The 22,674-nt window shown below is 73.2% G+C and carries 20 protein-coding genes and 2 pseudogenes; 9 read left to right on the forward strand and 13 right to left on the reverse strand.

Annotation, left to right across the window (positions count from 1 at the left end; genetic code table 11):
- Positions 1-16: 16 nt before the first annotated feature.
- The 3 genes from ABZ919_RS00995 to ABZ919_RS01005 form a co-directional block, all read right to left on the reverse strand.
- Positions 17-1,012, reverse strand: coding sequence for a xanthine dehydrogenase family protein subunit M (locus ABZ919_RS00995; RefSeq protein WP_361240803.1), 996 nt, complete (start codon positions 1,010-1,012; stop codon positions 17-19).
- Positions 1,009-1,548, reverse strand: a complete 540-nt coding sequence (locus ABZ919_RS01000; RefSeq protein ID WP_361240806.1) for a 2Fe-2S iron-sulfur cluster-binding protein — start codon at positions 1,546-1,548, stop codon at positions 1,009-1,011. The genes ABZ919_RS00995 and ABZ919_RS01000 overlap by 4 nt, the downstream gene beginning before the upstream one ends.
- A 153-nt stretch (positions 1,549-1,701) precedes the next feature.
- On the reverse strand, positions 1,702-3,057 hold the full coding sequence (locus ABZ919_RS01005) for a lectin (RefSeq protein WP_361240809.1): 1,356 nt from the start codon (positions 3,055-3,057) through the stop codon (positions 1,702-1,704).
- 172 nt (positions 3,058-3,229) lie between these two features.
- Here ABZ919_RS01005 and ABZ919_RS01010 point away from each other — a divergent pair, with 172 nt between their 5' ends.
- Positions 3,230-3,778 carry an SAM-dependent methyltransferase gene (locus ABZ919_RS01010; protein ID WP_361240812.1) on the forward strand — a complete coding sequence of 183 codons (549 nt, stop codon included), beginning with the start codon at positions 3,230-3,232 and terminating at the stop codon, positions 3,776-3,778.
- A 4-nt stretch (positions 3,779-3,782) separates the two neighbouring features.
- Here the strand turns inward: ABZ919_RS01010 and ABZ919_RS01015 are convergent, their stop codons facing one another.
- Complete coding sequence (locus ABZ919_RS01015; protein ID WP_361241767.1) at positions 3,783-5,678, reverse strand: ABC transporter ATP-binding protein; 1,896 nt, start codon at positions 5,676-5,678, stop codon at positions 3,783-3,785.
- A gap of 192 nt (positions 5,679-5,870) precedes the next feature.
- Between ABZ919_RS01015 and ABZ919_RS01020 the strand changes: the two genes are divergently transcribed.
- Both ABZ919_RS01020 and ABZ919_RS01025 read left to right on the forward strand, forming a co-directional pair.
- The gene (locus tag ABZ919_RS01020) at positions 5,871-6,845 is read left to right on the forward strand and encodes a YbhN family protein (RefSeq protein WP_361240815.1); all 975 of its coding nucleotides are present in this window, start codon (positions 5,871-5,873) and stop codon (positions 6,843-6,845) included.
- A 40-nt stretch (positions 6,846-6,885) separates the two neighbouring features.
- Positions 6,886-7,650: a crotonase/enoyl-CoA hydratase family protein gene (locus ABZ919_RS01025; protein ID WP_361240818.1), complete on the forward strand. Its 765-nt coding sequence runs from the start codon at positions 6,886-6,888 to the stop codon at positions 7,648-7,650.
- 103 nt (positions 7,651-7,753) lie between these two features.
- Here the strand turns inward: ABZ919_RS01025 and ABZ919_RS01030 are convergent.
- From ABZ919_RS01030 to ABZ919_RS01045, 4 genes and pseudogenes are all read right to left on the reverse strand, one after another.
- Positions 7,754-8,707, reverse strand: a pseudogene (locus ABZ919_RS01030) (FAD-dependent oxidoreductase); the annotation flags it as partial.
- A gap of 474 nt (positions 8,708-9,181) precedes the next feature.
- A pseudogene (locus ABZ919_RS01035) lies at positions 9,182-9,454 on the reverse strand (FAD-binding protein); the annotation flags it as partial.
- A gap of 11 nt (positions 9,455-9,465) precedes the next feature.
- Positions 9,466-11,061: an FAD-dependent oxidoreductase gene (locus ABZ919_RS01040; RefSeq protein ID WP_361240821.1), complete on the reverse strand. Its 1,596-nt coding sequence runs from the start codon at positions 11,059-11,061 to the stop codon at positions 9,466-9,468.
- Positions 11,058-12,488: an FGGY family carbohydrate kinase gene (locus tag ABZ919_RS01045; protein WP_361240824.1), complete on the reverse strand. Its 1,431-nt coding sequence runs from the start codon at positions 12,486-12,488 to the stop codon at positions 11,058-11,060. Before ABZ919_RS01045 ends, ABZ919_RS01040 begins: the two co-directional genes overlap by 4 nt.
- A 250-nt stretch (positions 12,489-12,738) precedes the next feature.
- Here ABZ919_RS01045 and ABZ919_RS01050 point away from each other — a divergent pair, with 250 nt between their 5' ends.
- The 5 genes from ABZ919_RS01050 (at position 12,739) to ABZ919_RS01070 (ending at position 18,193) form a co-directional block, all read left to right on the forward strand.
- Complete coding sequence (locus ABZ919_RS01050; RefSeq protein WP_361240827.1) at positions 12,739-13,725, forward strand: hypothetical protein; 987 nt, start codon at positions 12,739-12,741, stop codon at positions 13,723-13,725.
- 79 nt (positions 13,726-13,804) lie between these two features.
- A complete protein-coding gene (locus ABZ919_RS01055; protein ID WP_361240830.1) occupies positions 13,805-15,337 on the forward strand; it encodes an amino acid permease in 1,533 nt (510 codons plus the stop codon).
- A gap of 194 nt (positions 15,338-15,531) precedes the next feature.
- Positions 15,532-16,623: a mechanosensitive ion channel family protein gene (locus ABZ919_RS01060; RefSeq protein ID WP_361240833.1), complete on the forward strand. Its 1,092-nt coding sequence runs from the start codon at positions 15,532-15,534 to the stop codon at positions 16,621-16,623.
- Between the two features lie 155 nt (positions 16,624-16,778).
- Entirely contained in the window at positions 16,779-17,006 is a 228-nt protein-coding gene (locus tag ABZ919_RS01065; protein WP_361240835.1) for a DUF5133 domain-containing protein, read from the forward strand.
- A gap of 104 nt (positions 17,007-17,110) precedes the next feature.
- Positions 17,111-18,193, forward strand: coding sequence for a PP2C family protein-serine/threonine phosphatase (locus ABZ919_RS01070; RefSeq protein WP_361241769.1), 1,083 nt, complete (start codon positions 17,111-17,113; stop codon positions 18,191-18,193).
- Between the two features lie 130 nt (positions 18,194-18,323).
- On the opposite strand, the gene ABZ919_RS01075 is transcribed toward ABZ919_RS01070, so the two are convergent.
- The 3 genes from ABZ919_RS01075 to ABZ919_RS01085 form a co-directional block, all read right to left on the reverse strand.
- Positions 18,324-18,755 carry a hypothetical protein gene (locus tag ABZ919_RS01075; RefSeq protein ID WP_361240838.1) on the reverse strand — a complete coding sequence of 144 codons (432 nt, stop codon included), beginning with the start codon at positions 18,753-18,755 and terminating at the stop codon, positions 18,324-18,326.
- Positions 18,756-18,785: 30 nt separating this feature from the next.
- Entirely contained in the window at positions 18,786-19,271 is a 486-nt protein-coding gene (locus ABZ919_RS01080) for an SHOCT domain-containing protein (RefSeq protein WP_361240841.1), read from the reverse strand.
- Positions 19,272-19,396: 125 nt separating this feature from the next.
- Entirely contained in the window at positions 19,397-20,041 is a 645-nt protein-coding gene (locus ABZ919_RS01085) for a DUF308 domain-containing protein (RefSeq protein WP_361240844.1), read from the reverse strand.
- A 285-nt stretch (positions 20,042-20,326) separates the two neighbouring features.
- Here ABZ919_RS01085 and ABZ919_RS01090 point away from each other — a divergent pair, with 285 nt between their 5' ends.
- Entirely contained in the window at positions 20,327-21,736 is a 1,410-nt protein-coding gene (locus ABZ919_RS01090) for a DUF2252 domain-containing protein (protein WP_361240847.1), read from the forward strand.
- Positions 21,737-21,834: 98 nt separating this feature from the next.
- On the opposite strand, the gene ABZ919_RS01095 is transcribed toward ABZ919_RS01090, so the two are convergent.
- Both ABZ919_RS01095 and ABZ919_RS01100 read right to left on the reverse strand, forming a co-directional pair.
- Positions 21,835-22,032, reverse strand: a complete 198-nt coding sequence (locus ABZ919_RS01095) for a hypothetical protein (RefSeq protein ID WP_361240850.1) — start codon at positions 22,030-22,032, stop codon at positions 21,835-21,837.
- Positions 22,033-22,133: 101 nt separating this feature from the next.
- Entirely contained in the window at positions 22,134-22,673 is a 540-nt protein-coding gene (locus ABZ919_RS01100) for a hypothetical protein (protein WP_361240853.1), read from the reverse strand.
- Position 22,674: the final 1 nt, after the last annotated feature.

A 22,674-nucleotide genomic window follows, 5' to 3' on the forward strand; every position in this document is an offset into this window, starting at 1 on the left:
CTCCTCCCGTGCGGGCTCAGGCCGGCGCGGGTGCCGGGGCCAGACGGTTCAGGACGTCCAGGGCGAGATTGCGGGCGAGGGGCACCTTGTAGGCGTTGTCGCGCAGCGGTTCGGCGTGCGCGAGCTCCAGCGCCACGGCTCCCTCGAAGGCGGCGGGGGTCGCCGGGGCACCGAGCAGGGCCAGCTCGGTGTGCCGGGCCCGCCAGGGCTTGTGGGCGAGCCCGCCGAAGGCGACCGCGACCTGGTCGACGACGCCGTCCGTGACCCGCAGCACGACGGCCACGGAGGCGAGCGCGAAGGCGTACGAGGCCCGGTCGCGGGCCTTGCGGTAGGCGGAGGGGACACCGGCGGTGGCCGCCGGCAGCACCACGCCGGTGATCAGCTCGCCGGGGCGGATCCAGGTGTCCCGCTCGGGGTGCTCGCCGGGCAGCCGGTGGAACTCGGCCACCGGAACGCGCCGGGTGCCCTCGCCGCCGTACAGCTCGACCTGGGCGTCGAGGGCGGCCAGCGCGACGGCCATGTCGGAGGGGTGGGTGGCGATGCAGTGCTCCGAGTGGCCTAGGACCGCATGGTCGCGGTGCACGCCGTCCCGGGCGCCGCAGCCGCTGCCGGGCTCGCGTTTGTTGCAGGGTTTGCCCAGGTCCTGGAAGTACGGGCAACGGGTGCGCTGGAGCAGGTTGCCGCCGGTGGTGGCGGCGTTGCGCAGCTGCCCCGAGGCGCCGGCGAGCAGCGCCTGGGACAGGACCGGGTAGCGGTCGCGGACGCGGGGGTCGGCGGCCAGGTCGCTGTTGCGGACGGTGGCGCCGGCCCGCAGGGAGCCGTCGGGCAGCTCCTCGATGGTGCCGAGGGGCAGCCGGCCGACGTCGACGAGGACGGCGGGGCGCTCCACGCCGAGTTTCATCAGGTCGACCAGGTTGGTGCCGCCGGCCAGATAGCGGGCGCCGGGGTGGGCGGCGTACGCCTCGACGGCCTCCTGCACAGTGCCGGGCCTGAGGTATCCGAAACCGTTCACGGGATCACGTCCTCCACCGCCTCGACGATGCGCGGGTAGGCGCCGCAACGGCACAGGTTGCCGCTGAGGCGCTCACGGATCTCGTCCCGGTCCAGTGGGACGGGCCGCCCGGAGGGGGCGGCGGGGTCGGTGACGTGGGAGGGGTGGCCGGCCGCGGCCTCGGCGAGCATCCCGACGGCGGAGCAGATCTGCCCCGGTGTGCAGTAGCCGCACTGGAAGGCGTCGCGGTCGAGGAAGGCGCGTTGCAGCGGGTGCGGCTCCTCGCCGTCCCCGCCGAGTCCCTCGACGGTGGTGATCTCGCTGCCGTCGAGGGCGACCGCCAGCAACAGGCAGCTGTTGACGCGGCGCCCGTCGGCCAGCACGGTGCAGGCACCGCACTGGCCGTGGTCGCAGCCCTTCTTCGACCCGGTGAGGCCGAGGTCCTCCCGGAGCAGGTCCAGTAGGACACGTCGGTGGTCGACGTGCAGGGTGTGGGGTTTGCCGTTGACCCGGAGAGTGATCTCCGACGCGGCAGGGAGCTGATCTTTTCTGGTCATGGCAGGGGGGACCTTCCGGACGGGCCCTGGTGTCCGTCCAGACCGCGTATCCACGCGACGGCACCTCACACGTCCGAAAGGCCACACCCTTCACTCAGGGTGGCGGACCAGGTCCGCCACGCTGGGCGAGGAGTTCGACGCTCGGGTCGGCGTTCAGCCGGTGTAGGCGGCGAAGACGCGGGTGTAGTCCCAGTCGGACTGGGCGACGCCGGAGCAGCTGTCGGCCGGGCCGCCGGTGCAGGGCCGGTCGCGGTTGGCGGACCAGAAGGTGAGCCGGGCGAGGTGGTGCGCCTGCGCGTAGCCGAGGATGGTCCGGAAGTCGTTCACCGTGACCGTCTCGTTGTTGTCGGTGATCCCGTTCATCGACGAGATGCCCATGTCCCGGTAGGCCTGGTCGTCGCTGTAGTGGTAGGCGTTCTTCAGCGCGTTCTTCAGGCCCTCGGCGGCCTGCGTGGTGAGGTTGCCCATGTTCTGCCCGGCGCCGCCGAAGTCGAACGGCATGATGGCCCAGGCGTCCACGGTCAGCCCGGAGGAGGCGGCCCGGTCGATCAAACTGGTGTCGGGGCCGGACTGCCCGGTGCCCTGGGTGATGTACACCTTCAGACCGGGGTTGTTCCCCTTCACGGTCTTCAGCGCGTCCACGGTCCGCTGCTGGACGGTGCCGTTGCTGTAGGCGTCGGCCTCGATGTCGATGTCGATCGCCTTGAGCCCGTAGGCGTTGATCACCTTCTGGTAGGCCGCCGCCAGCTCGCCCGCGCTGGAGCAGGAGCTCTCCAGTTTGTTGCCGCTGTAGCCACCGAAGGACGGGATCACGTCACCGCCGCCCGCCCGCACGGTGTTGATCGTCTGCTGGTCGACGCCGCCGGTCAGCGGACGGCTGCCGTCCCACTGCGGGTTGCAGTAGCCGTTGCTGAGCACGAAGGCGAGGGTGAACCACTTCACGCCGGTCGCCTGGGTGATGGTGGAGGGGTTGGGCGGGCTGCCCCAGCCGTCGTAGAGGTACGGGGCCACGGCCATCGGCACGGAGGGGGTGCCGCCGCCGGCCGCTGGCGCGTTCCACTTCTGGTTGGCGCCGCCGCTGCAGCTCCAGATCTGGGTCCGGGTGCCGTTGGCGGAGTTGTTGTCGGTGACGTCAAGGCACTTGTCCGCCTGCGGGTTGACGATGTCGTGGGCGGCGGTGACGGTCCACTTCTGGTTGGCGCCGCCGGTGCAGGACCACAGCTGCACCTTGGCGCCGTCGGCGGTCGAATTGCCGGTGACGTCCAGGCACTTGCCGAGCGCGCGGATGGTGCCGTCGCTGCCGACGGTCCACTGCTGGGCGTTGGTGCCGTTGCAGTCGTAGAGCTGCACGGGCGTGCCGTCGGCCGAGTTGGCCCCGGCGACGTCGAGGCACTTGCCGGCGAGCCCGGTGATGGCACCGGTGGCGGCCTGGGCGGGGGACGCGGTGAGCAGTCCGGCGGAGAGCGCGAGGACGGCGAACGAGACTGCGGTGGGCAGAGGTCTGGCCATGTGCGGGGCGGCCTTTCGCGTGGGGGGGGGACCCAACGTCGCTGAACAAAGGGGGCGTTGGGGTGTCCGTAGGCTTTGTTTAAGGCGTGAAGCTAAAGGTCCGTACCAGTGGAGTCAAGGGGTACGGCACCAACTCACCCCGCGTGCGCGGACATCCGGACATGATGGACGGGTGATCGCCTACGTCGAAGAGGCGCGGCGGTACGACGCCTCCCGGGGCGGCGAGCCCCGGGCGCGGGCGGCGGCGCAGGCGCTGGAGAGGCTGCTGCCGCAGGACACCGGCACCCTCCTGGACCTCGCATGCGGGACCGGCATCGTGACCCGGAGGCTCCCGCGGCTCAGGCCCCGAGGGGTGCTCGTCACCACGGTCGACAGGAACGGCGCCTACTTCGTGCCGGGCAGCGATGTCGCCCGGGTCACGGCCCGGTTGCGGGACCAGTACCGGCTCCGGGTTCCCGACGGCCGCAGCCGGATGCTGGGCCGGGCGGCCCGCAACGGTATGCGGCCCGCCCACGAGACCGTCTTCCCCGGCACCGGCCAGGGCCGGAGCCCACGCCGGTGGCGGGAGGTCATCACGGCAGGCCGCATACCGTGGTGCCGGCATGCCGAGCCGTCACGGGTGGCCGAGGTGCTCGACGGCCTCGCGGCCCTGCGAGCAGGACACCCCCGCCCGGACCTGCTGTACCGGCTGGTGGCACTGCGCAAGGAGGGAACGCCCTGACGGCCTACGCCGGCGTCACCCCGGCCGGCGCCGCCGGCTCGCCTTCCCGCTGGGCGAACTGCGTCCGGTACAGCTCGGCGTAGCGTCCGCCGGTCGCCAACAGCTCCTCGTGCGTGCCGCGTTCGACGATCCGGCCGGACTCCACGACCAGGATCTGGTCGGCGGCCCGGACCGTGGACAGGCGGTGGGCGATCACCACGGCCGTGCGCCCCTCCAGGGCCTCGGTGAGGGCCTCCTGCACGGCCGCCTCGGAGGTGTTGTCCAGGTGGGCGGTGGCCTCGTCCAGGATGACCACGCGCTGGCGGGCCAGCAGCAGCCGGGCGATGGTCATCCGCTGGCGTTCGCCTCCGGAGAGACGGTAGCCGCGCTCGCCGACGACCGTGTCCAGACCGTCGGGCAGGGACCGTACGACGTCGGCCAGGCGGGCGCGGCCGAGGGCGTCCCAGAGCTCCTCGTCCGTGGCCTCGGGCCGGGCCAGGAGGAGGTTGGCGCGGACCGTGTCGTGGAAGAGGTGACCGTCCTGCGTGACCATGCCGAGGGTGCCGCGCAGCGAGGCGGCGGTCAGGTCGCGCACGTCGACGCCGCCGAGGCGGACGGCGCCCGCATCGACGTCGTACAGGCGCGGCAGCAGCTGGGCGATGGTGGACTTGCCGGCGCCGGAGGAGCCGACGAGGGCGACGGTCTGTCCGGGTTCGGCACGGAACGAGACGCCGTGCAGGACCTCGGTGCCGCCGCGGGTGTCGAGGGCGGCCACTTCCTCCAGGGAGGCCAGGGAGACCTGGTCGGCGGAGGGATAGGCGAAGCGTACGTCGTCGAACTCGACCGCCACCGGACCTTGCGGCACCTCCCGGGCGTCCGGCTTCTCCTCGATCAGCGGTTCGAGGTCCAGCACCTCGAAGACCCGCTCGAAGCTGACGAGCGCGCTCATCACCTCGACCCGGGCTCCGGCCAGCGCGGTGAGCGGGGCGTAGAGACGGGTGAGCAGCAGGGCGAGGGAGACGACCGCGCCGGCCTGCAGGGTGCCGTGCAGCGCGAACCAGCCGCCGAGGCCGTAGACGAGGGCCAGCGCGAGGGAGGAGACCAGGGTGAGGGAGGTGATGAACACCGACTGGGCGGTCGCGGTGCGCACCCCGATGTCCCGGACGCGCGCGGCGCGCGCCGTGAACTCCGCGGACTCCTCCTCGGGACGGCCGAACAGCTTGACGAGGGTGGCGCCGGGGGCGGAGAAGCGCTCGGTCATCCGGGTGCCCATGGCCGCGTTCAGCGTCGCAGCCTCCCGCTGCATCCGGGCCATCCGGGTGCCCATGCGGCGGGCCGGCAGCACGAACACCGGCAGCAGCACCAGCGCGAGCAGGGTGATCTGCCAGGACAGGGTCAGCATCACCGCGAGGGTGAGCAGCAGGGTGACCAGGTTGCTCACCACGCCGGACAGCGTGTTGGCGAAGGCTCGCTGCGCGCCGATCACGTCGTTGTTGAGACGGCTGACCAGCGCGCCCGTACGAGTCCGTGTGAAGAACGCGACGGGCATGCGCTGCACATGATCGAACACAGCCGTTCTGAGGTCGAGGATGAGTCCCTCCCCGAGCGTCGCCGACAGCCGCCGGCCGAGGATGCCCAGGCCCGCCTCCCCGAGGGCGACGAGCGCGATGAGCAGGGAGAGCCGGATCACCGTGGCGGAGTCGTGCCCCGCCACGATCGCGTCGACGACGCGACCGGCGAGCATCGGGGTGGCCACGGCGAGCAGGGCCGTCACCACCCCGAGCAGGACGAACCGGACGATGCCCGCGCGGTGCGGGCGGGCGAAGGCGGCGATACGGCGCAGCGTGGCGCGGGCGAACGGACGGCGCTCGTCCTGTGCGTTCATCACGCTGTGCAGCTGCATCCAGGCGGTGGTCTCCATACTCATGGGACAGAACGTAGGACCTCAAGCTTCATTGAGGTCAAGGTCCGCGTCTTTTCACCCTCACCGACGCCCGCCGCGCCTGCGTCCCCCTCGCCCGAGGACCCCGAGGCCCCGATGACCACAGCCTGTAAACCGCCGGCCCCGCGTCCGCCATCCGCCGTTGGGCCGGCACGGAAAACCTCTCCGGATGTGACTGCCGTCCTGCTTCCCCCACCACCCCGGGGACGACTCCCCCGTCGCGTCCCCGTCCGCCAGGTGCTGTGCCTGGTCCCGCTCCTGCTCGTCGCCGTGGTCGCCGTACGCAACCGCTCCCTGCTCGCCGAGGGCTTCGGCCAGCTGCGCACCGCCTCCTGGCCGTGGCTGCTCGCGGCGGTCGGCGCCACGTGCCTGACGTGGGTGGCCGCCGCGTTCACCCGGCAGGGCGCGGTGATACAGCCGCTGCCGAAGGGGCGCCTGCTGGCCACCCAGTTCGCGGCGGCCTCGGCCAACCATCTGCTGCCCACCGGGCTGGGCGCGGGCGCGGTGAACCTGCGCTTCATGACCGTGTGCGGGGTGCCGCTCGCCCGCTGCTCGGCCGCGCTCGCCCTGTATCTGCTGGCCGAGGCGGTGGGCCGGCTCGGTCTGCTCGTCGCGCTGCTGCTCGCCTTCCCCGACGCGCTGCGGCTCGGCCCGCTGCTGCCGGACGGTTCGCCCCTGCCGCTGCTGCTCGGTGCGGCGGGGGTGCTGGCGGTGGTCGCGGCCGTCGTGGCCCTGGTACGGCCGCTGCGCACGCATGTGTCGGGGTTCGTGCGGGACGCCCTCGGCGAGGCGCGCTCGGTGCACACCCGGCCGGCCCGCGCCCTGGCCCTGTGGGGCGGTTCGCTGGCCTTCCCGGCCCTGCAGGCCGCCGGGCTGGCCGCGGTCGGCCAGGCGCTCCGGCTGCCGGTGCCGGTGACGCACATGGCGCTGGCCTACCTCGCGGCGACCGTCGCGGTGGCGCTGGTGCCCACACCGGGCGGCCTCGGATCCGTGGAGGCGGCGCTGATCGTGGCGCTGGTCGCGGTGGGCGCCCCGGCCGCGGTGGCCACGGCGGTGGTCCTGGCCTACCGCATCATCACCGTGTGGGTCCCGCTGCTGCCCGGCGCGCTGACGCTGGGGGCGCTGGTCCGGCTCAAGGTCATCTGAGGCAGAGTGGCCCTCCCGACCAGAACGAGGAGGGCCACCCATGCCGGTCCGCGTGGAACGCACGGAGTACGTCACCACTGTCGTCCTCTCCCGGCCTCGGGCCCGCAACGCGGTGGACGGGCCGACGGCCGCCGAACTCGCCGCCGCATTCCGGGACTTCGAGTCGGACGAGCGTGCCCGGGTGGCGGTGCTGTGGGGCGAGGGCGGCACGTTCTGCGCGGGCGCGGACCTGAAGGCGATCGGCACCGGGCACGGCAACCGGGTGGCCGAGGACGGTGACGGACCGATGGGACCGACCCGGATGCGGCTCTCGAAGCCGGTGATCGCTGCCGTCGCCGGGCATGCGGTCGCGGGCGGTCTGGAGCTGGCCCTGTGGTGCGATCTGCGGGTCGCGGAGGAGGACGCCGTGTTCGGGGTGTTCTGCCGCCGCTGGGGAGTGCCGCTGATCGACGGCGGCACGGTACGGCTGCCCCGGCTGATCGGCACCAGCCGGGCCATGGACATGATCCTCACCGGGCGGCCGGTGCCGGCCCCCGAGGCGTACGAGATGGGCCTGGCCAACCGTGTGGTGCCCACCGGACGTGCCCGCGCCGAGGCCGAGGCGCTGGCGGCGGAGATCGCCCGCCACCCGCAGGCCTGCCTGCGCAGCGACCGCGCCTCGGTCCTCGACCAGGAGGGACTGGACGAGGAGTCGGCGTTGCGCGGTGAACTCCGGTACGGCATGGCGGTGCTGCCGCAGAGCACGGAGGGCGCCGCCCGGTTCGCCTCCGGGGCCGGGCGGCACGGGTCGTTCACGGATCTGTGAACCGCCCCCGGCCCATGGCCGTCCGGCGGTCTGCGCGACCTTGGGCGGCTCCCGTCGGCGACGCCGTGCGCGGCACCGGCCAGGGAGCCCGCTCGGCCGAGGGTCAGCCCACGCTCACCCGCACCTCGCCGCCCTTCGGATCGACCCGTTCCGTCCAGCCGGCGCTCAGTGTCATCGTGCGGTTCGGCAGCGCGGTCGCCCGTCCCTGCCGCTCGTGGTGCAGAAGGCGGCCGTCCTGGTGGACGCGGAGGACCGGGCGGGCCAGCGGGGCGCCGGTGCGCAGCACGTATCGGCCGGGCGGATCGGCCGCGGTGAGGCGGTTCGGGGCGATCCAGCGCAGCGGCGCCTCGACGGCGAGCGGCACTCCGGGTTCCGGCCAGGGGGCACCCGCCAGGAAGCCGAGGACGGCACCGGCCGCCCGGGCGCCCTCGCCGGCCGCCGTGCCGGCGCGCTCGACCGCGTGCAGGACGTTCCCGGCGGCGAAGACTCCGGGGCGCGAGGTGTGCAGGGCGCCGTCGACGGCGGGGCCGCGCGTGCCGGGGTCCAGCGCGAGGGCGCCGCGGCGGGCGAGTTCGTGCTCGGGGACGAAGTCTCCGGTGAACACCACGGTGTCGCAGGCCAGGACCGCCGTACGGCCGTCGCGGTGGCGGACGCGGACGCCGGACAGGCGGCCGTGACCGAGGAGTTCGCTCACCGTGGTGTGCGTCAGCAGCGGAATGCCGTGAAGCAGCCGCGCCGACCGGGCGCGGGCCCGGCCGGTCTGGGCCCGCTCGTGTTCCGTGACCAGGGCGACGACCGCGGCGCCGGCGGCGCGCACGGTGGCGGCCGCCGCGTACGAGACGTCCTCGGCGCCGACGACGACCGCGCGCGTGCCGATGCGCTGTCCGAACAGGTGGACCACCTGCTGGAGTTCCCCGGTCGTGTAGACGCCGGCGGGTCGGGTGCCGGGAACCAGCCGGGCGGTGCGCGGACGCTCCCGGGCCCCGGTGGCCAGCACGACGGCCCGCGCCTGGATCACCTCGGGTCCCCCCGGGCCGACGGCGATGAGCACGGGCCCGACCCAGGGCCTCCCGGCATCGGGTCCCGAACCGCCACCGGGGCCGACAGGAACTGCGCTCGCCCACGCACCCAGACCTGACCCCGCCTCGAACACCGGACCGGCACCGGAGTCGGCAGAGCCAGGGCCCGGCAACCCGCCCGCCCCACCTCCGGCACCGAACTCCGGAACACCTCCCCAGCCGGCATCCGCCGGCCCACCCACATCTGACCCCGCCTCGAACACCGGACCGCCACCGGAGTCGTCCAGGCCCGTGCCCGGTGGCCCGGACGGCCCTGTTCGGGGCGGGGTCGGCCGCCCGGGCCGGGCGGTTCCCGTCGGTGCCGGGGGGAAGCTCCCCGCCCCGCCCCGATCCGGAACGTCCGGGCCCGCATCGGACGCCCCTGCCACCAGGGCCGCTCCACCCGTCCCCGCCTCGAAGACTTCCCCGGCCAACGGCCCCGACCCGCACCCGGTCGTCGGCGACCCGGTCCACGCCCAGTCCAGGACCGTCACCCGGGTGCGGATCACCGCGCCCGCCCGTTCGGCGGCCCCGATCAGCAGGTGGGCGTATCCGGGGCCGGTCAGCGGGCGCGGCCACGTGCCGAAGCCGCCGTGTGCGCAGTGCCGCGGGACTCCACCCGCCTCGGCCTCCCGCTCCAGCACCTCCACGCGCCCCGCACCGGCGGCGGCCAGCCGTGCGGCGGCCGCGAGTCCGGCGGGGCCGGCACCGACGACGAGGACGTCGACACGGCGCGGGTTGGCCATGGGCGGGTTCGTCATGGCCGGCCCTTTCCGAAGGGCCCCCGGCGCACCTGGTTCCCGGCACCGCTCTCCGGGCGCACCGCCTCCCCCGCATGCAGCTCTCCTGGCGCCGCCTCGCCCCTGGCCGGCTCCCCTCCAGCCGGCTCCCCAGCACGCGGCTCCCGGCCCGTCCGCTCCCCTGCGGCCGGCCCCCGGGGTGATGATTCGCCCTCCGCAAGGCTTCGTTCGAACAACTCCCGTACCGTCGCCCCGCAGTAGAACCCCTGGCACCGGCCCGCCCTAGCCCGGGTGCGGCGGCGCAGGCCCTCGAGGCTGCGGGGCGGGACGGTACCGGCGAGGGCGTCGCGGATCTCTCCTCGCGAGACGCGCTCGCAGTGGCAGACCAGGGTGCCGTACTCGGGGTCGGCGGCGATGAGTTCGGGCCGCTGGTAGGGGCGCGGGAGGGCCTCACCGAGGTTGGGCATGGTCACCGGCTCCGGCTCCCGCACCGGGCCGAGGTCGAGCCCGGTGCCGGCCAGCAGGCCGGTGACGTGCGCGGCGATGGCCATCGAGGCGGTCAGGCCGGTGGACCGGATGCCGCCGACGGTGACGTACGCCTGCTCGCGGTGGGCGGCGATGCGGTAGTCCTCCTGTCCGGTGGCCGCGCGGAGCCCGGCGTAGACGGCGGTGACCTCCTCGTCGAGGAGGGCGGGCAGGATACGGCCGCCCTTGTCCCTGAGTCCGGCGAGGCCATCGGCGGTGGAGCCGGTGGCCCGCTTGTCGTCCAGGTCCTCGGCGGTGGGCCCGAGCAGCACGTTGCCGTAGACGGTGGGCGCGACCAGGACGCCCTTGCCGAGCGCGGTCGGGACGGGCAGGAGGATGTGCCGGACGAGCGGTCGGGCGAGCTTGTCGTACACGAGGAGCTGGCCGCGGCGCGGGGTGACGGTGAAGTCCTCGTGGCCGAACAGCCGGTCGACGGTGTCGGCGTGCAGTCCGGCCGCGTTGACCAAGTGGCGGGCGCGCAGCGGGCCGCGCGAGGTGAGCAGCCGGTGACCGTCGCCGTGACTCGCCTGCCGCACCGCGGTGTTCAGGTGCAGGTCCACCCCCGCGCGGACCGCCTGGGTGGCGTACGCCAGGGTCGTCGTCCAGGGGCAGACGATGCTCTCGCCGGGCACATGCAGGGCGCCCAGAGCTCCGGGGCCGAGATGGGGCTCGCGGGCGTACAGCTCGGCGGCGCCGAGCAGGCGGGTCTCGTGGTAGCCGTTGCGCCCGGCCTTCTCCGCGAGCCGGGGCAGGGTGGCCCGTTGCTCCTCGTCCCAGGCGACCAGCAGGGCGCCGACGCGCTCGACGGGGATGCCGGACTCGGCCGCGTAGGCGCCGAGGCGCGCGTAGCCCTCGCGGACCAGCCGGGCCTCCAGGGTTCCCGGGGCCGCGTCGAAACCGGTGTGCAGGATCGCGGTGTTGGCCTTCGAGGTGCCCTGGCCGACGTCGTCCTGGGCCTCGACCAGAGCGACGCTCAGCCGGGGCCGGCGGGCGAGTTCGCGGGCGACAGCGCAGCCCACGACGCCGGCACCGACGATCACGACGTCGTACGTCCGGGTGGGCAGCGGGTCCTGGGCGGTGACGGTCATGCGCCGAGCAGGGCGGTCACGGCGGTACGGAAGCGGGCGCGGCGCTCAGCGGCCTGGTCGGCGGTGATGCGGGGTTCGTACACGGCGGCGGGCTTCCCGTCGGGCAGGGCCTGTTCGACGCCCAGGGTACGGTCCGCGCCGAGCCAGGCGAGGGCGGCGGCGCCGAGGGCGGTCGCGTCGGGCAGCGCGGACACCTCGACGGGCCGTTGCAGCAGGTCGGCCTGGGTCTGCATGAGCAGCGCCGAACGGGTCAGACCGCCGTCGACCCGGAGCCGGTCCAGCGGGGCCCCCAGGTCGGCGGCGGCCGCGTCGGCCAGTTCGGCGACCTGGGCGGCGATGCCCTCGCACAGGGCGCGCACCAGGTGGCCGGGGCCGGTGTCGAGGCCGAGTCCGGTGAGCGAGCCGCGCAGGTCGCCGCGCCACCAGGGTGCGGCGAGTCCGGCGAGGGCGGGCACGAAGGTGACGCCGCCGCTGTCGGGGACGGCGCCGCCGACCGGGTCGAGGTCGGCGGCGCAGGAGATGACCCCGAGGTCGCTGAGCCAGCGGACGGCGGAGGCGGCGGTGTAGACCTGCCCGTCCAGGCAGTAGCCGGTGGTTCCGGCGAGCCGCCAGGCCACACAGCTGACCAGGCCCGAGCCGCCGCGCCGGGGGCGGTCGCCGGTGTGCGCGAGCAGGAACGCGCCGGTGCCGTAGGTGCACTTGGCGGCGCCGGGGGCGGTGATGCGGTGGGCGAGCAGGGCGGCCTGCTGGTCGACGATCACTCCGGTGAGGGGGATCTCGCGGCCGAACACCGTGGTGGTGCCGACCGGTGCGGCCGCATCGGTCACCTCGGGGAGGCGTTCGCCGGCGAGGCCGTAGAGTTCGAGCGCGCGCGAGGACCACTCGACGCGGTCCAGGTCGAGGAGCTGGGTGCGGCCGGCGGTGGCGGCGTCGGTGGCGAAGGCGCCGGTGAGGCGGTGGACCAGCCATGCGTCGGAGGTGGTGACGACTCCCTCGTGGGTGAGGTTGCGGCGGATCCAGGCCATTTTGGGCGCGGCGAAGTACGGGTCGAGGGGCAGTCCGGTCAGATGCCGCAACTCCTCGGCGTGGCCGGTGAGTTCGGCGCACACGGTCTCGGCGCGGCGGTCCTGCCACACCAGCGCGTCGGTGAGCGGGCGGCCGTCGGCGGGGTCCCAGGCGAGGACGGTCTCGCCCTGGTTGGCCAGACCGAGGGCCACGACGTCCTCGCCCGCCTCGGCGAGCGCCTGCCGTCCCGCGTCGACCACGGAGCCGTAGATCTCGGCCGGGTCCGCCTCGACCTGCCCGCCGGACAGGTACCGGGGGCGGACCTCGGCGAACCCGGAGCCGAGCACGCCGCGTTCGGGGCACACCACCAGGGCCTTGGTGCCGGACGTGCCCTGGTCGACGGCGAGCACCGGATGCGTCATCGCGTCCTCTCCCGCTCCGCATCGAAGATCACCGCGCCAGCCTGCCGCCGCGACGGGACGGCGTCAAGGGCCGTCCGAGTTCAACTCCCCTGGTAGCTATTTGAGTTGGCAACAATGGCGAGGCGGAACCCACGCCTCTATAGTGACCGCCGACCAGCGCGCACCACCTCGATCGCTGCCCGACAGGAGGGCTGTTGTCACGCCACACCGCGAGCTCGCCCGTGCGCCGGCGGCCCGGGACCGACGGCTGATGGCCAGAGAAGGACCCCGTCCCTCCTACGACCCCGCCGGCCCCGACCTCGCCCTGCGCGGCGCGCTCCAGGATCTGCGTACCGGCCGCTGGATGGCCATGCGCGCGCTGCTCGCCGACACCACCGACGGGTGGCAGTGGACCCGGCGCACCCAGGTCCTCGCGGCGGCCGCCGCCGGAACCGACGTGGTGCGCGCCTGGCTCGCGGAGGAGCCGGACAGCGTGCACGCCGCGGTGATGCGGGCGAGGGTCGCGGTGGAGCGGGCGCTGCGGGCCCGGCGCGAGGGGCACCGCCGTACCCACGAGTTGTGGATCGAGGCGTGGGACGCCGCCCAGTCCGCCACCCGTCTCACCCCGGAGGACCCCGTGCCGTGGGTGTGCCTGCTGGCCCTGGCCCAGCTGGACCCGGAGCAGCGCTGGGAGGAGCACCGGTCGCCCGCGCCCGAGGCGATGCTGCCGCCGGGGCCCTGGGGGCTGCTGGCGGAGGCCGGCAAGCGTGACCCGTACAACCGTGAGGCCCACCACCGGATGCTGCAGTTCCTGTACGCGCGCGGCGGTTCGGGCCGGCTCGCCGAGGCCGCGGGCTATGCCCAGTGGGCGGCCGGGCAGGCCCCGCCCGGCTCCGCTCTGCATGTCCTGCCACTGTACGTGCGGGTCGAACGCTACCGGCGCGAGCGCGGACACGACGCGGCGCTCGACCTGCACTGGGTGGCGGAGGACGCGGCCCGCGAGGCACGGCGCGCCCTGCGCTCCTGGTTCGATCACACCCAGTGCGCCGAACGCTCGCTGCTGGACCTCAACCATCTGGCCCACGCCCTGTGGGGCTCGCTGCAGTTCCCCGACGCGGCACGGGTGTTCGACGCCATCGGCCCGTACTTCACACCCCCGCCCTGGATGTACCGCACCCCCGACCGCGACCGCGCCGTGGAGGTCTTCAGCCAGGCCCGCGAGCGCTCCCGGACGGCCGCGCACGACTCCCGCACCTGACCGTCCCCTGTCCGCCCCCGACCCGCCGGCCCCCGCGCGTCCCTGTCCTCGCCCCTCTTGACCCGGAGGTTCCCCCCGCATGTCCCCCACTCCCGATCCCGCACCCTCGCCCGGACTGCCCCAGCAGGACGAGGAGCAGCGGCTGCGCGAACTCGGCTACCGGCCGGTGCTGGCCCGGCGCATGGGCGGCTTCGGCAACTTCGCGATCAGCTTCTCGGTGATCTCGGTCCTGTCCGGCTGCATGACCCTGTACGGCTTCGGCCTGAGCACCGGCGGCCCCGCCGTGATGCTGTGGGGCTGGGCGGGCGTCGGCCTGTTCGTGCTGTGCGTCGGCCTCGCGCTCGCGGAGGTCACCAGCGCCTACCCCACCTCGGGCGCCCTGTACTACATGGCGGACCGGCTCGGTGGGCGGCGCTGGGGCTGGTACACCGGCTGGCTGAATCTGCTCGGCCTGCTCGGCGCGATCGCCGGCATCGACTACGGCGCGGCCCTGTTCACCGGTGCCTTCGCCAACCTGCAGTGGGGCTTCGAGCCGACGCCCGGCAGGACCATGCTGATCTTCTGCGCCGTCCTGCTGCTCCACGCGGTGCTGAACCTGTTCGGCGTCCGCCTGGTCAGCCTGCTCAACTCGGTCAGCGTGTGGTGGCATCTGGCCGGCGTGGCCCTCATCGTCGGGGCGCTGGCGATCGTCCCGGAGCACCACGAGTCGGCGTCCTTCGTGTTCACCAAGTTCGTCGACGACACCGGCTGGCACAACCCGCTGTACGTGGCGGCGATCGGGCTGCTGCTCGCCCAGTACACGTTCTCCGGCTACGACGCCTCCGCCCATCTGTCCGAGGAGACGTCGCAGGCCTCGGTGTCGGCGGCGCGCGGCATCGTGCGGTCCATCTGGGTGTCCTGGATCGCCGGCTTCGTCCTGCTCGCCGGGCTGACCTTCGCCATCCAGGACTACGACGCCACGCGCACCACCGCCACCGGGGTGCCGCCCGCGCAGATCCTGCTCGACGGCCTCGGCACCGGCGGCGCCGGCGCGCTGCTCCTGGTCGTGATCATCGCGCAGTTGTTCTGCGGCAACGCCGAGGTCGCCGCGGCCAGCCGGATGGTGTTCGCGTTCAGCCGCGACGGGGCGCTGCCCGGTTCGCACCTGTGGCGCAAGGTGAGCGGCCGTACCCAGACACCGGTGGCCGCCGTGTGGCTGGCGGTGGTCGTCGCGGGCCTGCTCGCCCTGCCGTCGCTGTACTCGACGACGGCGTACAACGCGGTGACCGCCATCAATGTCATCGGCATCACCCCCGCGTACGCCATCCCCGTGCTGCTGCGGCTGCGCGCGGGCGACCGTTTCCGGCCGGGGCCGTGGCATCTGGGCCGCTGGAGCCGGCCGATCGGCTGGATCGCGGTGGTCTGGGTGGCCTGTGTGACCGTGCTCTTCTGCCTCCCGCAGGCCTCGCCGGTCACCGTCGACACGATGAACTACGCCTCGGTGGCGCTCGCCGCCGTGCTCGTCCTCGCGACCATCTGGTGGTACATCGCCCGCCGCTCGTACGGCACGCCCAGCGCCGCGGCGTACGGCAGCGACCGCGACCAGGCCGAACTGGCGGAGGGCATCGTCTGAGCATCTCGCCCCGGGCGCCGGCTCGGGGCCCCGGTCCGGGTGCGAACTGGCGTTCCGGATACGGCAGGATGAACGATCGCGCCGGTCACCGGAGTTCCTCCGGCCGGCGCGATCGCACTTCCCGCACATCGAGCAGGTGACAACGTGACGAGACTTCGCAACTCCGCAGCAGGCGCGTGCTCCGGAGGTGACCGGTGAACCGGGCACTGACCCTGGACGACCTCGTGCTCGCCGGCATCTCCCTCGCCGCGGGCCTGCTGCTCGCCTTCTTCTCGCGCACCCTGCTGCGCTGGCTCGCCAAGCACGCCAAGCGGACCCGCTGGAGCGGCGACGACGTCATCGTGGACGCGCTGCGCTCGGTCGTCCCCTGGGCGGCGATCGCGGGCGGTGCATCGGCGGGGGCGGCGGTGCTGCCGCTGACCCGGACCGTCCAGCACCACGTCGACCAGGCCCTCGAGGTGTGGCTGATCTTCGTGGTGACGCTGTCCGCGGCCCGGGTGATCGCCGGCCTCGTCCGCACGGTGACCCAGTCCCGCTCGGGCGTGGCGGGCTCGGCGACCATCTTCGTCAACATCACCCGCGTCCTGGTCCTGGCCATCGGCTTCCTGGTGGTCCTGCAGACCCTCGGCATCTCCATCGCGCCCCTGCTGACCGCCCTGGGCGTCGGCGGTCTGGCGGTCGCCCTCGCCCTCCAGGACACCCTCGCCAACCTCTTCGCGGGCATCCACATCCTCGCCTCCAAGACGGTCCAGCCGGGCGACTACATCCGCCTCAGCAGCGGGGAGGAGGGCTACGTCGTCGACATCAACTGGCGTCAGACGACGGTCCGCCAACTGTCCAACAACCTGGTGGTCATCCCCAACGGCCAGCTCGCCAAGGCCAACATGACCAACTACACGCACCCCGAGCAACGGCTGACGGTGCTGGTGCAGGCCGCCGTCGGCTACGACTGCGACCTGGAGCACGTGGAGCGGGTGACGGCGCAGGTCGTGACGGAGGTCATGCAGGAGGTCGAGGGCGCCCTCCCGGACCACGAGCCCGCCGTCCGCTTCCACACCTTCGGCGACTCCCGCATCGGCTTCACGGTGATCCTCGGGGTCGGCGAGTTCAGCGACCAGTACCGCATCAAGCACGAGTTCATCAAACGCCTCCACCGCCGCTACCGCGCGGAGGGCATCAGCATCCCGGCCCCCACCCGCACGGTGACGCTGCAGCAGGGATCGGTGGTCATTCCGCAGCAGCGCAGCGGGGACGAGTGGGCGCCGGGGGCCTCCCGGGGTGACTAGTGCTGTGACCGGAAAGGTTTGCCGGTGAACCTTTCCGGTCACGGCACCGGCGCCGCCGTGGGCGCGTGGGCCGACCGGGGGGAATGGTCTGGGGACGACGGGGCACATGGGCCGGTGTACAACGCATGTGAACGGTGACCACAAGGAGGCCTGTGATGCTCATGGCACACCCCGCCGTGCTGAAGAACCTGATCGAGCAGTACGAGACGCTGCGGGTCCTGCACGCGGACGAGGGTCATGAGGAGGTGCGCCAGCGCATGGACGACATCGCCTACACGCTGTGCGTGGCGACCGGTACCGCCGATGTCGACGCCGCCCTCATCGCGGCCCGGCACCGCCTGCCCGGTGCCCGCGTGGAGGACGACTCCCTCCTGGCCACCTGACCGCTCCCCCGGCCGGTCACCGACATGAAGTGGAGCAGGCGTGCCATAAGTCACTTTGCCCGGCATATGCCGTTATGCTGTCTTTCGTGCCCCGGACTGGGTGGATGTGGCCTCGTCGTCCGCTCCGCAGGCGGTGGAATGTCGCCCTGCTCTCGCCACTGATTCTGACTGTGGTCATCACGAGCCTGGCGTTCTCCACTCCTAGAAATTTCGCTTTCAGCCGTCTTCTGACCGCTGTGCCCGCTCTCGCGGCGTCCGTCTGGCCTGTGCTGCCGACGGTCCTGCTGGGTGTGGCATGCGTGGCGATCATGGTCGGACTGAGCCTTGTCTACCCCGATCTGGGCACCTGGTTCACGGTGGGCGCCATCGGCGCGGTCACGGTGGCGGCCGCGTACGCGTGTCAGGTCCGCATCCAGCGGGAGCAGGCGTTCTTCCAGCTCCGCCTCGTCGCCGACGCGGCACAGAAAGTGCTCCTGCGGCCCCTGCCTCGCCGGGTCGGCCGCATCGAGATCGAGTCGATGTACCTCGCGGCCGCCGCGCAGGCCCGCATCGGCGGGGACTTCTACGAAGCCGTCGTCACGCCCTTCGGCGTGCGCCTGATCATCGGCGATGTCCGTGGCAAGGGACTACCCGCCGTGGGAGCGGCCGCGGCAGTGGTCAACTGCTTCCGGGAGGCGGCGTACGACGAGCCGACGCTGGAGGAGATCGTCACCCGCCTGGAGGCCAGCAGCACCCGGCACAGCTGTACGCTCGCGGCCGAGGACCTGCTGGAGCAGTTCACCACCGTGGTGCTCGCCGAGTTCCCGCACCAAGGCGACTGCATCAGGGTCCTGAACTGCGGGCATCCTCCCCCACTGCTCCTGCATCAGGGCAAGCTCCACGTCGTGGAGCCCACATCCGCCTCGCCGATGCTCAACCTCGCGGCACTCATCGGCACCCGCTACACCATCGACACGATCGACTGCGCCCCCGGTGACCAGCTGCTTTTCTACACCGACGGGGTCATCGAGAGCCGCAACAGCGAGGGAGAGTTCTTTCCCCTGCAGGACTGGATGAGCCGCCAGACGACCTCAGCCGGGCCCGGGGCGCTGCTCGACACGCTCCACCGGGACCTCCTCCACCACAGCGGCGGCGGCCTCAACGACGACGTCGCAGCCCTCGCCGTCCGCGTCCGCGACAGCTCATAGGGGCCGGGCCCCGAGGGCACCGGATGCGGGACGCCCGCCGTGGTCGTCGACGGGTGTCCCGCTGCGAGGCGGCAGTGCCCACCGCGTTCTCCGTGTCCCCACCGCGTTCCCCGTGTCCGCCTGGACCGCCCTAGGGGTTCTTCATGGGTTCGTTCCCCTGGACGACGCACAGGGCCCAGATGATGAACCCGGACAGCGCGATCATCACCACGGACCACACCGGGTAGTACGGCAGGGAGAGGAAGTTGGCGATGATCACCAGCCCGGCGATGGCCACGCCGGCGACGCGGGCCCACATCGACGGCGTGAACAGGCCGAAGCTGACGATCACGGCGATCGCCCCCAGGATCAGGTGGATCCAGCCCCACCCGGTGAGGTTGAACTTGAAGACGTAGTTGGGCGTCGTCACGAAGACGTTGTCCTGGGCGATCGCCATGATGCCGCGGAACACGCCGAGCAGACCGGCGATCATCAGCATGACGCCGGCGAAGGAGGTCAGGCCGCCCGCCCATGCCTGCCTGGTGCTGCGGGTCTGGGCGTGAGTGGAGGGCGTCGTGGACATAGGTGGCCTCGATTCGTCTCGTGGGCGCGCTCAGCGCCCGGTGGAGGTGGGCACGGTGCCGGAACGCCGGGTGTCCGCCGCGCTCCTGGCCTGCCCGGTCTCGCTGAGGACCAGCTCCTTCGCCCTGCGGAACTCGTCGTCGGTGATCTCACCGCGCGAGCGCATGGCGGAGAGCTTGGCGAGCTCGTCGGCGCTGCTGGTGCCGGTCGTGCCCTGCGCGGTCTGCCGGACGTAGGAGTCGAAGGCCTCCTGCTGGGCGCGCGCCTGGTCCATCTCGCGCTGTCCCATGCCCTTGCCGCGGGCGATCAGGTAGACGAAGACGCCCAGGAAGGGCAGCACGACCACGAAGACCGTCCAGCCGGCCTTGCCCCAGCCGCTCAGGCCGTCGTCGCGGAAGATGTCGACGATGACCCGGAACAGCAGGACGAACCACATGATCCACAGGAAGAACACCAGCATGCTCCAGAAGACACCCAGCACCGGGTAGTCGTACGCGAGGTAGGTCTGCGCGCTCATGTCTCTCCTCCGTCCGCGGCGCCGGCCCCGCCGGGGTGACCGAGCCGGTCTTGGCCGTTCTCACCATGCACACGGTGAGCCAGGAGCGTCCTCACCCGAGACGGGTGATCGTGTGCCCGCCGCGATCAGTCCGTGGGGCCGGGTGCGCCCGGCACCGTGCCGCTCCGGCGCAGCGCGGCCCGCCAGGTGAAGGCGGCCGCCAGCTCGGCCAGACCCAGCAGCACGAGCCACAGCCCGAGCAGCCGGGTCAGCGCCAGCGCCGATTGCGCGGGCAGCACCAGCACCACGATCCCGGCGACGACGCCGAGCAGCGCGGCGCCCACGAGGACACCGCGATGCGGCAGGTCCCGGGCGGCGATCGCCGTGAACAGAGTGAGGACGCCGGACACCAGCCAGACGAGCCCGACGACCAGCGACAGCGCGGTGATGGTCTGCAGCGGATGGCGCAGGCAGAGCACGCCGGCCAGGATGTACAGCACCGCGATCAGCACGTCGGCGAGCCGTTCGCCGTGGTCCCGGGCGAATGCCGTCACGAACCGGATCGCGCCGGTGACCAGCAGGTAGAGGCCGATGACGACGGCCAGGACGTGCAGCGTCTCGTCCGGCCAGACGAGGATCAGGACGCCCGCCACGAGCGTCACGATCGCCGAACCCAGGATCCAGGTCCAGGAACGGGCCAGCGCCGTCATGGCGTCTGCGGGGCCCGTGGCCACCCCGCCGGGCGCATACGACGCTCCGGTCCGCGGCGCCTGTCCACGCGGTTCGGTCATGGCTCCTCCTCGCGTGATCGGAACAGGCCGCTCACCGGGCCCCCGGCGGGGCGGCCCGCGACCCCTCGCGTCCACAGCCTCCCCGGACAGCCACCGGGCCGGATCACCCGCCGCGGGTGATCCCTCCGCCCGGGCCGGACGGTGGGCTGGGGGGACCGGTGGACGGCCCGTGCTCCCCGGCCCCGCAGCTGCCCCGGCCCCGCAGCTCCCCGGCCCGCTGCTCGCGGCCCCTGACAGCGCCGGACCGGGCGGCGCGGGCGGGCCGCAGGACCAGGAAGGTGGATCATGAGCGCACCGCGTGCCGTCACCGTCACTTCGTCCCTGGCCGACCGCGCGGCCCACGGCCGGAACGCCCGTCGTCGCGCTCCCCGCTCGGGCCACGGCGAGTTCGCGGCCGGACCGGACCGGCCCGACGTGGTCGATGTGCTGGAGCGTCAGTCGGCCGGCCGCCTGCCGGAGTTGGTCCCGATCCGCTACGGCCGCATGCTGGGATCCCCCTTCCGCTTCTACCGTGGCGCGGCGGCGGTCATGGCGACGGACCTGGGGGCGCTGCCCGAGACCGGACTGCGGGTCCAGTTGTGCGGGGACGCCCATCTGCTGAACTTCGGGCTGCTGGGTTCGCCGGAACGGCATCTGGTCTTCGACATCAACGACTTCGACGAGACGTTCCCGGGCCCGTTCGAATGGGACGTCAAGCGGCTGGCGGCCAGCTTCGCCGTCGCGGGACGTGCCAACGGCTTCACGGAGAAGGAGCAGAACGACGCGGTGCGCACCTGCGTGCGGGCCTACCGGGAGCGGATGCGGCAGTTCGCCGGCATGCGCACCCTCGACATCTGGTACGCCCGGGAGGGCGCCGACCGGATGCGCGAACTGCTGGCCTCCGCGACGAACCGGGAGGCCGGGCGCCGTACCGCGAAGGCGGCCACGCGCGCCCGGGCCCGGACGCACATGCGGGCCTTCGCCGAGCTCACCCGGCTCACGCCCGAGGGCCGGCGGATCGCGGCGGATCCGCCGCTGATCACCCCGCTGCGGGACCTGCGCGGCGGGCCCGCCCGCGAGGAGGAGGACAAGGAGCTCCCCACGCTGCTGGAGGCCTACGCGCGCACCCTGTCCGCGGACCGCCGGCACCTGCTGCGCCGCTTCCGGCTGGTGGACGTCGCCCGGAAGGTGGTCGGGATCGGCAGCGTCGGCACCCGGTGCTGGATCCTGCTCCTGCTCGGCCGGGACGACGACGATCCGCTGCTGCTGCAGGCCAAGGAGGCGCGGGAGTCGGTGCTCGCACCGCACACGGGCGGTGAACGGTACGACAACCAGGGCCGCAGGGTGGTGGCCGGGCAGCGGCTCATGCAGGCGGCCGGCGACATCTTCCTGGGGTGGACGCACCTCGTGGGCCTCGACGGGCGCGGACGGGACTTCTACGTACGGCAGTTGTGGGACTGGAAGGGCACCGTCCGGCCGGAGACCTGGGACCCGGATCTGCTGCGGCTGTCCGGCCAGGTGTGCGGGACGTCCCTGGCGCGGGCCCACGCCCGCTCCGGCGATCCCGTCGCCATCTCCGCCTACCTCGGGGGCGGGGACCGCTTCGACCGGGCGCTGACCCGGTTCGCGCAGGCCTACGCCGACCGCAACGAGCGGGACTTCGAGGCGCTGGGCGAGGCCGCGCGCTCGGGCCGGATCGTGGCGGCCGGTCTGTGAGTGAGGTGCTGTGCGGACTGCGGGTGCCACCCCGCCCGCCGGTGCCGTGCGTTGGATGCCGTGGCTGCCGGTGCCGCACCCTCAGGCTTCCGCTCCGGTCACTCCGGCAGCTGCCGCATCTCCACGACTCGCAGGCCCAGCGACTGGCAGCGGTGCAGCAGCCCGTACAGGTGCGCCTCGTCGATGACACGGCCGAACAGCACCGTCTGACCGGACATCCTGACGTGATCCAGCTCCGGGAAGGCCTTCGTGAGGGTCTCCGACATGTGTCCATCGACGCGGATCTCATAGCGCATGGGCCGTCTCCCGGCGCGGGCCTGCTGCGGTCTTCCCTGCGATCCTGCTCCACCCGTCCGCCCGGGGCCTCACCCGGCACAGGTGAACCGGTGGCCGCCGCTCAGTGGGCCAGGGCGATCTTGAAGGAGATGATCGCCAGGCCGAGCAGCAGATTGACCGCCGCCGTGCCCGCCACCAGCCGCCGCGACGCCCCGGCCTGCCGGGCTCCGGCCGCGGACCAGCCCACCTGGCCGGCCACGGCGACGGCGACGGCGACCGCGAGCCAGATCGCGCCGCCGACGTCCAGGCCGAGCAACGGGCTGACGGCGACGGCGAGGGCCGGCGGGACGGCCGCCTCGACGATCGGCCACTCCTCGCGGCACAGCCGCAGCACGGTCGGCCGGTCCGGGGCCCGCTGCGCGAGACGGGCTCCGAACAGCTGGGCGTGGACGTGCCCGACCCAGAAGACGAGGCCGGTGAGCACGAGCAGCAGCACCAGTTCCAGCCGGGGGAACTCCCCCAGGCCGCCGGCGCCGATCACCACCGACGCCGCCAGCATCGATCCGTACACGGCCCCCGTGTAGTCGGCGTGGGCGCGGCGCTCGGCACGGCGTTCGCGTGCAGGGGCGCCGCCGGCCGAGAACACGGACACGGCCTTCACG

It is taken from the genome of Streptomyces sp. NPDC046759 (genome assembly GCF_040645475.1).
GTDB lineage: Bacteria > Actinomycetota > Actinomycetes > Streptomycetales > Streptomycetaceae > Streptomyces.